The sequence below is a fragment of the Corallococcus sp. CA041A genome (genome assembly GCF_003612075.1).
Classification (GTDB): Bacteria; Myxococcota; Myxococcia; order Myxococcales; family Myxococcaceae; genus Corallococcus; species Corallococcus exiguus.
In genome coordinates this window covers 1-12,152 of the sequence record NZ_RAWF01000289.1, presented here as the reverse complement: position 1 = coordinate 12,152, position 12,152 = coordinate 1, and the positions used below count along the sequence as shown (strand labels likewise).

Genomic DNA, 12,152 nt, shown 5'->3' with positions numbered 1-12,152 from the left:
CCCCCCAGCACATACATTTCGCACTGCATCGGGTTGCGCTGGCAGAAGTCCCTTTGCTCTTGGTCAAAGTCGATGCAACCCGAAAGGACAGCCAGAAGCCCCATCAAAGCCACTTGAGCGATGCGCATATTCACGGCCACCTCCCCTGGACGAAGGCCGAAGTGCCATCCGTGCTCGCGTCAATTGCCAGCGTTTGTGGCTCCGAGGAGCGTCCCAGCAGGTACATCCCTGCGGAGATTCCCAGGCTCACGACGCCGGCGCCCGCCAGGGCCAAGCCCACCGCCTGGTACGTCCTCCCACGAGAGGCGCTGCGCTTGACGGCATCCAGTGAGTCGAGGCCCTTGTCATCGCCGCGCAGCTTCGACTGCTCACCGCGAGCCAGAAGATAGGACACCCCACTGCCCACCAGCAGGCCGCCTCCAACGGTGGCTGGCAGCCACGCGTGAGTGCGTGCCCCTCCGCCGCTGGACACATGCGCGACGGCAACACGAGGCGGCAGTTCCGGGACGGCAGACGCGGGAATTGGCGCCGCCAATGCTGTCTGTGCCGACACATCCGGCCCTGTTTCAACCTGGACTGGTGTGTCCGCAGAGGTCCGAGGCGACACAAAGGCAGCGCGGGTTTGCGCCTTCGCTTCCAGTTCAAGCTTCACCTGCCGCCGAATGGCCTCGAGCCGTTCCTCCACCTTCGGAGACACGCTCAGCGGCAGCTTCGCCTCGGGTTGGAGGGCGAGGGCTACCCTGAAGGCCGCATCCGACGCATCCGTCCTGCCGAGGTCCGCCTGGATCGCTCCCTCATACAGGGAAAGAAGCACTGCATCGTCGACATTCGAGGCGAAGCGCCGAGCCTTGGAGAGTTCCTCCAACGCACTCTCGTACTCAAGCGCTTCATAATGGCGGCCCGCAGAGAGCAGAAACGGCTTCACTCGCCCCTGCTCCTCGGCATGGCCCGATAGCGGTATCAGGACACTCGATCCCGCCAGCAGCGCGGCAAGGAGGAGGCGCCCACAATGGTGAAGCCGCCATGCGCGGCCCTTGCAGAAGAATGTCAGTTTGTGCATGACCCGCCGAAACCGGTGACAGCCCCCTCCCTGTTCGAAATGTCCACGCGTGGCGCAAGGAGGAAAGCCAGAAAAAGACGCAAGACTATACAACCGGGCAATACTGTTGCACCTGGGTCACTGGGGCCCAGGTGCTCTCACGCGCTCGGAAACCTGACGCAGACCACGAGGAAGCGGTGGGCGCGCAATCTCAGGAGGCAAACCGTGGACGGCTGCCTCGTCGGTAGAACTCCTCGAGCAACGGCTCCATCAGCGCCCACTGCAGGTCCGTGAGGTCCGACGGGTAGCTCTTCCTCATGTACCAATGCTGCTCAACGCTCCGGGGTTCAACAGCCTCCTCTTATGATGCGCTCCATGTCACGGGCCGTCCGCCGCCAGGCACGGCCGCCCTTCCCGAGTTGGGTGAATGCATGTCCGTCGCTCTTGGAGTCCTCGCTGGCGCCGCCGTGCTGGTGCCCACCGCGCGCTGGTGGTTGATGCACCGGGTGGGCACACCCCGCGCGAGCGAACCCTTCGACGGACACGTCTACCGGGTGGGCAAGGCCGTCATCGCCGAACGGCGCTGCGAGCAGCCCCGCGCCACGGTCATCGTCATGCACGGCTTCGTGGCGGACATGCGCTACTTCACGCACCACTACCGCGAGCCCGACCTCCAGCTCATCCTGCTGACGAGCTGCGACTACCACCTGCCCATCACCGACCCTCGCGAGCAACCCGCCCCCTGGGCGAAGGTGCCGACCGAACCGGAGGGCACCATCTCCCATGACGCCGCGGTGCTGGTGCAGGCCCTGGAGCACCTGCCCCGGACGGACGTCGTGCGCGTCCATGGACATTCGCGCGGAGGCGCCGTGGTCCTGGAGGCCGCGAAGCTGCGGCCGGACCTCTTCGAACGGGTGGAGGTCGTGCTGGAGGCGCCCGTGCTCCCGCAGGCGCGCCCCTACCGGAGCCTGACGCCCTCGCAGCTCTGGCTGCTGCCGTTCCTCATCCCGCTGTGGCGGCTCGCGCCCATCGCGAAGCACAACCGGGGCGCATGGGGGCCGCTGGAGAATGCTCGCAAGCGCGAGCTCATCATGGCCTTCCCGTTCAACCCCAAGCGGGTGGCGACGATGATGGCCAACCTGCGGGACATCGAAGCCTGGAGCCAGGCTCGCGATGCGTCCCTGTTCGGCAACCTTCGGCGCGGCACGGTGCTCGTTCCGGGGAAGGACCGGGTGCTGGAGTCCGCGTCCATGAGGGAGAGCGCCGGGCGCGCGAAGCCGGGGCTCGACGTGGTGGAGCTGGACGGGTGCAGCCACTTCGTCCTGTGGGACCGCCCGGATGCGATGCCCGTGCTGGCGCGCCCACCCGAACGGGCCACCCGCGGCGATTGAGCTACGCGCTCTTGCGACGCCGCATCATCGCTTCGTACGAACGGCCCACGCCCTGGGAGAGGATGAGCAGCTCGCCCACGTCCGGCGGGGTGAACTGCTCCGCGCCGTTGTCCACGTAGAGCAGGTGGACCACCTTGCCGCGCACGAGCAGCGGCAGGATGACCGCCGTCGTGGGGAACCCGCCTCCGAGCAGGCGGTAGAACATGCCCATCGCCGCGTCGCGCTTCACCGGACCGACGTAGTGGGAGCGCAGGTCTCGCACGAGACGGAAGGTGCTCTGGTCTCGCAGCGGCACGCCGATGCGGCGGACGCCTTCGTCGCTCACGCCCTGCCCCATGCCGTGCCAGCCCGTGACGAGGTTGCCCTGCACGGACAGCAGCAGGCACCGGCGCCACTTGCCCATCGCGAAGCGGAGCACCGTGCGGGCCACGTCCTCGCGGTCCGAGCTGCGCGCAAGCTCCGCCTGGGCCTCCGGGAACGTGAGCGGCGTCGGAGGAGGAGCCACCGGCTTCGCGGCCACGGGCGGGCTCGCGGCGGCTCCCGGAGGCACCGCGCCCGCCGCACTGGCCTGGGCCGCGACGTGCGCGGGGACGCCCTGCGCACCCGCCTGGGCCGCGACGTGCGCGGGGACACCCTGCGCACCCGCCTGGGCCGCCACATGCGCGGGGACACCGGCGGCTCCCGGCCCGCCACGCACCTGCGCCGCGGCCTGGGCAGGGACGCCCTGCGCTCCAGGCTGACCCGCGAGATGGGCAGGAACGCCTTGTGCTGCTCCGGGTTGCCCCGCGACGTGCGCGGGCACTCCCTGCTTCGCCGCGCCCTGCCCCGCGGCACTCGCGGCACGGGCCGCCTGCGCGGGCACTCCCTGCGCCGGGACGGACGGAGCAATGTGCGCGGGGATGTCCACTCGCGGCGGCGCGGCCGCTCCGGGACGCGGCTGCGCCGGCATCGCGGGCCGGCCCTGGGGCGGCGTGGCCACTGGAGACTCCACCACCTCCTCGCCGGTGATGATGATCTCCCCCTCCAGCACGTCCGCTTCCGCATCCGAGCCACCGCGCAGCGCCTGCGCGTAGACGGACTGGAACTCCTCCTCGCTCATCAGGTCCGGCGGCCGCTCCGCCGCCTTCGCCAGCTCCGCCGCCGCCGCGCCCTTCGCGGGCCTCGGGCGGACGGCGTTCATGTCGATGGCCCGCAGCTGCCGGAACGCCTTCGCGTGCCGCCGGAGCAGCTGGTTCATCCGGAACTCGGGGATGACCACCGGCACCACGCGCTTGCCCGTCTTGAACGCGATGGCGTCCAACGTCGTGAAGTCATGCGGGTTCAGCACCGCGACGCTCAACCGCGTCGCGTCCGCCCGCATGGGCAGGTACTCCTTGTCGTCCGCATCGTTGGGGTTCACCAGCGCCACGGCCTTCGGGTCGGGCACCATCTCCCCGGACGCGTAGGCGCAGTTGTGAAGCCTACCCAGCGCCTTGGACAGGTCCTGCTCGGACAGGAGGCCCAGCTCCACCAGGTTCGTCCCCAGCCTGCCGCCGTGGACCACCTGGGACTCCAGCGCCTCCTCCAGCCCCGCCGCCGACACGAGGCCGTCCTTCACGAGCAATTCACCCAGGCGCATGGGGCCGCTTGTAGCCATGCCCCGTCACCCTCCGCAAGCACCCGGCCGGGCACTCGCCCCTAGTCGTCTGGATGGTGGCTCAGCCCCACCCGGTTGCCCTCCGGGTCCCGCACGTAGAGCGTCCAGCGCGTCTCGTGCTCCAGCGCCACGCCCGCGCGGGCCAAGGTCTCCACCACCCCACCCCGTGCCTCGCGGGCAATCCGGAACACGAGCATCAGCAGCCCCGGCGCCGGATGGCGGAACGGCTCCACCTCCGGCGTCCCGTCCACCGCCTCGATGGCCAGGAAGGCGCCCCCTGGGACGCCTACCCAGACGCTCCGCAGGGTGCCGTCCTCCCGCAGGTGGCGCTTCAGTTCCGGAAAGCCCAGCAGGTCGCGATAGAACGCCGTCACGCGCTCCACGTCCTTCGCTTGAATCGCCACGTGGTGGAAGCCCTGAACGTCCTTCATGGGGTTGATGGTAGGGTCTGCCGGCCCATGGCGCGACTGCTCATCGTGGAGGACAACCAGGAACTCGCCTCCCTCATCGCCACGGTCGCGGAGACCCGAGGCCATGAGGCGGTCACCGTCTTCACGGGTGAATCCGCGCTGGAGGCCCTGGGTCCCCACTCGCGCTTCGACGCCGCGCTGGTGGACCTGCTGCTGCCGGACATCCGCGGCAGCGAGGTGCTGGGAGCCCTGCGCGCGCACGCCATCCCCGCCATCGCCGTCAGCGGTGTGTACAAGGGCGACCGCTTCGCCCGGGAAGCCACGCAGGTCCACGGCGCCTGCGCCTTCTTCGAGAAGCCCTTCGAACTGGACGGCGTGATCAACGCGCTGGAGGAGGCCGCGGGCGTGCCGCCCGTGACGCACGGGGAGCTGCTCGATGAGGTGGACCTGCTCGTCCTGGAGGAGCTGGTCCAGGAGACGCCCGCGGCGGATGAGCCCGCGCTCGAGTCCGTCCTCTCCCCGCCCGAGCCCGCCGAACCCGCGCCCCCGGAAGAGCCCGCCGACGTGTCGGAGGCCCTGCCCCTGCCCTTCGCGCAGCGTGGCGCCGTGTGGACGGAGGCCGCGCCCGCGCCCGTGCGTCAGCGGCGTCAGTTGCCGGAGTGGTCGCTCGGCGGAGACCTGGCGCACACGTCGGTGCCGCGCCTGCTCAACGCCTATTACGAAGCGCGCCACCACGGCGAGCTGAAGCTGCGCCAGGGCACGGTGCTCAAGGTCGTCTACTTCGAGGCGGGCCGCGTGGTGTACGCCGCCTCCAACCTGGCCCCGGAGCGCTTCGGCCGCTTCTGCCTGCGCAAGGGCGCGCTCACGGAGGCGCAGCTCGCGGAGGCCGCGGGCTACGCGCGCGAGCACTCGCTGCGCACCGGCGACGCCCTGCTCAAGCGCGGCCTGCTCTCCCCCAAGCAGCGCCGTCAGCTGCTGGAGGAGCAGGTGAAGGACATCCTCTGGTCCACCTTCGCGTGGACGGAGGGCGGCTACGGCTTCAGCCCCATGAGGCCGCAGCGCGCGGACCTGGTGCCGCTGTCGCTCTTCCCCGGGGACCTCATCCTCGAAGGCGTCACGCGCACGGAGACGCTGGTGGCGCTGCGCCAGCGCATGGCGCCCGGGCGCCGCCTGTTCCCCACTGCGGATCCGCCCTACGGCCTGCACGAGCTGAAGCTGGCGGGGCCCCAGGCGATGCTGCTCGCGTTCGCGGACGGCACGAAGACGGTGGAGGACCTGCTCGCCCTCACGGACCTGTCCGAGCGCGAGGCCCTGGCCACCCTGCGCGGCCTGGAGCTGTCCGGCGTGCTGGAGGAGCGTCAGCAGACGCCCAACCGCCGCCAGCGCATCAGCTTCGGGCTCTGACGCCCCGCCGGCGCCGCGCGGCCCACGCCAGCGCGCCCAGCCCGAACGCCGTCACGCCCGAGCCTCCGCCGGAGCAGCCGCAGCCCGACGTGGAGGGAGGCGGAGGCTCCGTGTGCGACACGACGACCTCGCGCAGCGACGCCGTGCCCGAGAACTTCGGCGGCTCCAGGAGCGCCGTGCGCACCACGTACGTGAGCGTCGCGGTCGAGCCCGCGGGCAGCGACACCGGCTCCACCGCGAAGTGCTGCGCGGACGCATCCGCCGGCGTCACCGGCCGGCCATTCAACGTCACGCTCTGGGGCACCACCTGCGCGCCGGTGACGGTCTCCTGGTAGCGGATGGAGCTCACGTCACAGGCAGTGTCGTTGCGCAGCGTCACCGTGACGCCCACCTGGCCGGAGTTGATGCCCTCCCCCGTCTCCGTGCGCCGCTCCACCGTCACGAAGGGCCGCGCGCCAATGCGCACCGCGTGCTCGCGCTCCGCCCCGCTGGCGCCCTCGCCCTCGGCCGACACCTTCAGGGTGACGAACTCGCCCACCAGGGACTCCAGCTGCGTGTCCACCGTGGCCAGCGACGCCGAGTCATCCTGGGTGACGGGCGGCGCCAGCTCCGGTCCTCCGGCAGGGTCCCACTTCAGTTTCACCGCCGAGCAGGCTCCCTCCGGAATCGTCTGGCGCAGCGTGCCCCGGGCGCCCTCGCCGCAGGTGGCGATGAGCTCACCGCTCAGCTCGCCCAGCACCACCTCGCGCGCCGGCCGGAAGAATTCCGTCGTCGCCTCCGGCGCCATGACGCCGCCATCGGGCAGGGTCTCATGCACGCGCGCGCGCACGGTGTAGTTGCCGCTGCCGCACGTGGGGGGCAGGTCCAGCGCGAAGTCGCCTCCGCCTCCGGTGGCCGTCCACGTGTCGAACACCTTCTTGGGATCGTCCCGGTCCTCCAGCGTCACCACCGTGGCAAGCAGACGCATGCCCGTGCAGTTGAGTGGCTGATCCGTCGTCACGTGGCCGCGCAGCATGCGCTCCTCCGCCGGCTCCAGTTTCACCAGCGTCTTCACCGATTCCACGGGCACCCAGCGCGGCTTCACCGTGACCTCCACGTCGGCCGTGGGGCTGTCGAGGACGAAGCCCTCCACGGTGATGCGGTTGAAGGCACGCAGCTTCAGCTTCAGGGCCTCCACGCACGTCGCCCCGTCAAGCAGCACGGAGTTGCCCTCGACGGGTTCCAGGTCCACGGGACGCCGGTCGTTTCCCTGGACGGCCGTCACCGTCGCGCCCGAGGGCTTCTCCAGGACCGACCAGAACGTCGACACCGGCGGCAGTCCTGGCGTTCCGGGAGAGCCTCCGCACACGTGGGTCGCCTGGGGAAGCAAAGCCGTTTTGGTGAAGACTTCACGCGAGGGGGCGGTAAACGGGACCTCAGGGGGGCCCCATGGGTGGAGCCGCACCGTGACGGTCGAGGGCGGGGAGTCCAAGGTTCCGTCATTCGCCGTCACCGCGTAGGTGAAGTTGGCCGTGTCCGGCTTGCAGCGGTCCTCCCGGGTGGAAGGGGGCGTGAACGTGGCCACGCCCGCATCCGTCACGAGCCCGGGTGCCCCAGGGGGCGCTGTCCACGTGTACTTGACGGGCGCGCAGCCGGTGATGCCTCGCGTGGCGGTGAAGGTGCCGGAAGGCCCTCCCGCGAAGAAGTCGTTGCCATCCACCGCGTCGACGGTCACCTGGGGGGCTCCAGGCTTGACGGTGTGGTTCACCACCAGCTTCACATCCTTCGGCGTGTCGTGCGCCCCCAGACCGTCGGAGGCCACCACGTCAAGCCAGGATGTCTCGGTCTTGCAGATGCCCGTGGGCGCGGTGAGCGTCAGCTTGAGCCCGCTGTCCTCGTGCGAGTCGAGCGGCCCCTGAACGACGCGGATGGGACTGCCCGCTCGCACGGTGGCAGACAGCCGCACGGCATCCCCATCCGGGTCACGCAGCTTGAGCTCCACGTTCTCGGTCTTGCCCTCGTCCACGAAGAGGGTGTCAGGCAGCTCGCTCACGTTGGGCGGGCTCAAGTTCTCGTAGATGAGGACGTTCTGCGCGGAGCCGTAGAGAATGGCGACGCAGTAGGACGCATCCGCGCAGGCCAGTTGCACCGCGGTCTGGGTGATGCCCGTGGGGAAGTCCGTATTCCGGCGCCAGAGCGTGCCTGGACGCTCGGGGGGAACCACCGGCTCCGCGCTGTACGCCACCACATTGCCGTCTGACTTCTGCTTGAGGAGCAGCAGCCCGAAGCCCGTCCCCGCGCTGGAGCCGCTCGTCACGTCGAACGCGAGCGCGTCGACCGACCCAGGCGCCAGCAGGATGGGTTCGAACGGATAGGTGGATCCGCCAAGCGTGCCTCGGAACAGACCCAAGTCGTTGCCGAAGAACGCGAGCGGCTGCTCCGCCGTCGAGCCCGGCAGAAGGGCGACGCCATGGGCCGAGTTCGGAGCGGCGATGCCCGTGGCGATATAGGACACCGCGCCCGTGCCCCGGTACCAGAGGAAGTTCGCCTTGTTCGCGGAGACGGAGAACAGCGCCTGGGGTTGCCCATCCGACTGAGGGGGCAGCACCGCGAGATGCTGCTGGGCGCTCAGGTCCGTCGGCGGGGTCGTCAGGGTGCCCCACTCGGCCGTTCCCTCTTTCGGGAGGAGCGAGGTCCGAAACCGCGGTGTCAGCAAGGGCCCTTCGGCGGCGACGGCATACCCCACGCCCCCATCAGCTGTGACGCGCGCGGCCTTTACCTCGTAGTCGTTGCCGTCGTCAGGGAACAGACGCTTGCCGTCATCCGCGGGCGAGCAACCGGCCACGCTCTGGAGCATCCCGTCCATGCGGATGCCCACCACGCAGTTGGACCCGCGCAGGAAGCTGCCCGCCGTGCCGACGTTGAGGGTCGTCACGACGCCATCCCGCGACACGTACAACTGCGTGTCGGTCGCCACGGCGAAGAAGCCGGGCCGGAAGACGGTCACGTCCTTCGGATAGCTCTGGGTCGCGACGTTCCTCCAGCGCGCCTGGGCGACGCCCGCGCACAACCCCAGTCCCAGGATGAGCCACCCGAATCGCACGTTCGTCATCCCTCTGCCCGGCGCCTACCAGGCCACTTCCGCCCGGAGATAGAGGCGATCCGGAGCATCCTCCGATTCGGCCTCCAGACCCAAGCCGCTGAACCCCAGGACCGTGTACCCCAGGGCCACCCGCAGGCGCTCGTCCAGCCGGTAAGCGACCTCTGGCCGGAGCGCCGTCAGGCCCTGGTCGTCCGCCGCCGATGTACGCCGGGCGGCCTCCACCGCGACCTCCAGTCCACCCAGCAGCCGCACCGAGGGCCGCAGCGTCCCCGTCCACACCCAGCGTGAGGACTCGCCCAGGCTGGAGCGTCCGACGTGCAGGCCGGACGCCACGGAGAGCCGCTCGCCCAGCCGCACCGCCGGCATCAGCGACACCGTCTGGAGCATCCGGTCTCCGAAGGCGAAGCGGGCACCCGGAGACAGCTCGCGCGTGAGGCCGTAGCGGGCCACCACCAGCCAGGGACCGGGCCGCCAGACGAGCGCCGCGAACCCTTGCGCGAACCGGGCCTCCAGCCCTTCCTGGCCCGCGGTGTGCGCGAAGTCCAACCGTCCGGAGGCCGTCACGTCCTTCATCAACTGGCCTTCCGCGGCCAGCGCCAGCACCACCTGGGTGCGGTCCACCAGGCCAGAGGTGCCACGCACGGGCGTGCCCTCTTCATGGCGCAGCTCGGCGCGCACGTCCGCGCGGAAGCGCTCGCGCAGCCACTGCGCGGACACGCTGGCCACGTCGCGCGTGAGGTCGCTCTGGATGTCCAGCGGGCTGCGCACGCCGCGCTCGTAGCGGGCACCCGCGCTGAAGCCGCTCTGTCCCGCCGCCCACTGGAAGCCCACGGCGCGCGCCCGCCGCATCGCCATGGCGTCGTGCGCGCTCACGTCCTCCACGAACAAGGTGGTGCCGTCTCCGACCTCCGTGCGAGCGCCCGTCACCGCGCGACCCGCGCCGAAGTCCGGCCCGTCCACGTCCACGGAGTAGCCGCCGTAGTAGGTCTCGCGGCCGCGCTGCACGCGCGCATCCAGCCAGGCCTGGGGGCCCAGCTCCGGGCCCCAGCCGGCCTTCACGCCCACTGCGGCGGCGTCGTCCAGTCGCACCTCCACGCCCGCGGAGGTGAACGTGTCGTTCATCCGGCCCAGGCCTTCGCCGCGCTCGAGCAGCCGCTGCCGGTGCGCCGCGGACACGGTGAGGCGGGACGTCAGCACGCGGGACACCGATACGCCCAGGGACGTCCGGCCGCCTTCGAGCGCGGGGCCCTCGCCGGGCACCTCCGTGGCACGCAGCCAGCTGTCGCGCAGCTCCAGGCGCACGCTTCCGTCGAAGCGCTCATAGGCCACGGCGGCGCCCAGCGTGCGGGCACCGAAGGGCGTGTCCTCGAAGGGCAGGCGCGGATCCGCCGAGCGCCGCTCGTCGCCCAGGAGCGTGATCGCCACCGGGCCCACGGGCTGCGTGGCGCGCAGGGACAGCTGCCGGAAGCGGGCCGCGTCCAGGTGCTCGCCGTCGGAGAAGCCCCTCGAGCGCTCGCGCCACGCGGCGTCCACGGAGCCCCCCTTCCCGGGGCCCAGCACGCCGGGGCCACTCACGCGCAGGGTCACCGCGCCGCCGTGGTCGTCCAGCGGGCCCACCGGGCGGATGAAGGACAGGCCACCGTCGTCCGACACACCGAAGACGGTGGGCTCCACCGCGATGCCCCGGCTGCTCGCGGCCTCTGCGAGGAGCGAGTATCCCCACAGCTTCGTCTGTCCCCGCCCCGACAGGAGCTGGAAGGGGGCTCCCAGCCGGCGCTCGCGCACGGCGGCCAGAGCGACGGTGGAGTCGCGCCAGCGCGCCCAGGCTTCGCCGCCCACCGAGTCGCGCGGATCCCCCGTGTGCAGCACGGCGTAGTCCACGACGAGCACCGGCGCCGGCGTCTCGGTGAGCGCGTCCGTGCGCAGGAGCGACGCGCCGATGAGGAACGACAGCGGGCGCGCGAGGAGGATGCGGCCCGCCAGGTAATCAATTTCGTAGTCGCGGCCCCGGATGAGGTGCTGTTCGCCCAGCGGCAGGCCGGTGACGCCGTCGCGCACCTCCACGCGAACCAGCTCGGAGCCCTCCGCCACGATGCCGCCGCCCAGGTAGTAGAGGCTGCCGCCGGTGGCCAGCAGCTCCTCGTGCGCGGGCGTCGCGGCCAGGCCGCGCGTGGGGTCCACGAGCCCGCCAGCGAAGGCGTCCAGGCCCACGCTCACAGGGCCCAGCTGCTCGCGCAGCTCCGCGTAGGGACCGAAGAGCGGGCGGTGGTAGCGGCCCACCTCGCGGTCCTGCAGGAGCGCGCGGTAGGTGCCGAAGCCCGCGCGGCCGTACTGCTCGTGCCGCGCTTCCAGGCGCAGGCGACCCTCCGCGGGGTTGGGCGTGAGGGACACGGAATTGTCGCCCCACTCCGCCGGGGCGAAGTCGGGGTCGGGCCAGCGGTCGAAGCGCTCGGGCCTCCGGGGACGCAGCCAGTCCGCGAGCGGCGCGTCGTCCAGTTGGCGCAGGTCGGTGTCGGTGAGGTCCAGCTCGCCCACCACCTGCACGGGCCCCAACTGGGCTTCGCCATGGAGGGCGCCGCGTCCCCGCAACCGGAAGCCACCGCCGGCCGGCGCGATGCTGGCCTCCACGTCGAGCAGGCCCACGACGAAGGGTTGGGCACGCGCCTCGACGGTCACGGTCACGGCACTCCAGGACCGCTGCGGCGGAGCCATCGAGATGCGGACGGTGTTGCGTCCCGGGACGAGTCGCACGGGCAGGCGGACCTCCCCGTCGGGGCCCGCGAAGAGTTGGGTGTCAGGGGTCGTCACCTGGGTACCAGGGGCGACCTCCAGCCGCAGGAAGGTGTCTCCCGTGGGCAGGGGCACGTCCGGGGACAGCCCGCGCATGGCGCCCAGGCGCTCCTTCGCGTGAGGGATGACGATCCAGCCGTGCTCACCGCGCCGAACCACGTCGAAGGATTGCTGGGCGAACTCCACCGCGCCGCCCTGCGAGGTGGTGGTGATGGAGATGACGTTCGAGCCCGGCGTCAGCAGCACGGTCGCGAGCCACGCGCCGGAGTCCTCCACGGTGGCGTCCACGTCGCCCGCGCGGACCCGGTCTCCGGGAGAGGCCTGGCCGCTGATGAGGAAGCGCAGCTTCCCGTTGTCCGCGGCGCGCGCTTCCGGGGGACGGCTCTGCTCGGAGGAGGGG

At 71.2% G+C, this 12,152-nt stretch carries 8 protein-coding genes; 2 read left to right on the top strand and 6 right to left on the bottom strand.

What is annotated here, in order from left to right; all coding sequences use genetic code 11:
- Positions 1 to 130: 130 nt before the first annotated feature.
- Both D7V77_RS43400 and D7V77_RS46065 read right to left on the bottom strand, forming a co-directional pair.
- Entirely contained in the window at positions 131 to 925 is a 795-nt protein-coding gene (locus D7V77_RS43400) for a hypothetical protein (RefSeq protein ID WP_147452262.1), read from the bottom strand.
- A gap of 325 nt (positions 926 to 1,250) precedes the next feature.
- On the bottom strand, positions 1,251 to 1,358 hold the full coding sequence (locus tag D7V77_RS46065; protein ID WP_147452261.1) for a transposase: 108 nt from the start codon (positions 1,356 to 1,358) through the stop codon (positions 1,251 to 1,253).
- A 112-nt stretch (positions 1,359 to 1,470) separates the two neighbouring features.
- Here D7V77_RS46065 and D7V77_RS35220 point away from each other — a divergent pair, with 112 nt between their 5' ends.
- Positions 1,471 to 2,430, top strand: a complete 960-nt coding sequence (locus D7V77_RS35220) for an alpha/beta fold hydrolase (protein ID WP_120580652.1) — start codon at positions 1,471 to 1,473, stop codon at positions 2,428 to 2,430.
- Between the two features lies 1 nt (position 2,431).
- Here D7V77_RS35220 and D7V77_RS35215 read toward each other — a convergent pair whose 3' ends face one another.
- The gene (locus D7V77_RS35215) at positions 2,432 to 4,066 is read right to left on the bottom strand and encodes a general secretion pathway protein GspE (RefSeq protein ID WP_233597428.1); all 1,635 of its coding nucleotides are present in this window, start codon (positions 4,064 to 4,066) and stop codon (positions 2,432 to 2,434) included.
- A gap of 41 nt (positions 4,067 to 4,107) precedes the next feature.
- Positions 4,108 to 4,497 carry a VOC family protein gene (locus tag D7V77_RS35210; protein ID WP_120580650.1) on the bottom strand — a complete coding sequence of 130 codons (390 nt, stop codon included), beginning with the start codon at positions 4,495 to 4,497 and terminating at the stop codon, positions 4,108 to 4,110.
- Between the two features lie 27 nt (positions 4,498 to 4,524).
- Between D7V77_RS35210 and D7V77_RS35205 the strand changes: the two genes are divergently transcribed.
- On the top strand, positions 4,525 to 5,880 hold the full coding sequence (locus tag D7V77_RS35205; protein ID WP_120580649.1) for a response regulator: 1,356 nt from the start codon (positions 4,525 to 4,527) through the stop codon (positions 5,878 to 5,880).
- On the opposite strand, the gene D7V77_RS35200 is transcribed toward D7V77_RS35205, so the two are convergent.
- Together D7V77_RS35200 and D7V77_RS35195 are read right to left on the bottom strand one after the other, a co-directional pair.
- Entirely contained in the window at positions 5,864 to 8,971 is a 3,108-nt protein-coding gene (locus tag D7V77_RS35200; RefSeq protein WP_120580648.1) for a hypothetical protein, read from the bottom strand. The two genes, D7V77_RS35205 and D7V77_RS35200, sit on opposite strands and share 17 nt — an antisense overlap.
- A gap of 15 nt (positions 8,972 to 8,986) precedes the next feature.
- The coding region (locus D7V77_RS35195) for a flagellar motor protein (RefSeq protein ID WP_120580647.1) at positions 8,987 to 12,152 on the bottom strand (3,166 nt) is incomplete at its 5' end.

Coding starts and splice junctions, on each gene's coding strand:
- D7V77_RS46065 (WP_147452261.1), bottom strand. CDS start 1,358: ATGAGGAAGAGCTACCCGTCGGACCTCACGGACCTGCAGTGGGCGCTG.
- D7V77_RS35220 (WP_120580652.1), top strand. CDS start 1,471: ATGTCCGTCGCTCTTGGAGTCCTCGCTGGCGCCGCCGTGCTGGTGCCC.
- D7V77_RS35215 (WP_233597428.1), bottom strand. CDS start 4,066: ATGGCTACAAGCGGCCCCATGCGCCTGGGTGAATTGCTCGTGAAGGAC.
- D7V77_RS35210 (WP_120580650.1), bottom strand. CDS start 4,497: ATGAAGGACGTTCAGGGCTTCCACCACGTGGCGATTCAAGCGAAGGAC.
- D7V77_RS35205 (WP_120580649.1), top strand. CDS start 4,525: ATGGCGCGACTGCTCATCGTGGAGGACAACCAGGAACTCGCCTCCCTC.
- D7V77_RS35200 (WP_120580648.1), bottom strand. CDS start 8,971: ATGACGAACGTGCGATTCGGGTGGCTCATCCTGGGACTGGGGTTGTGC.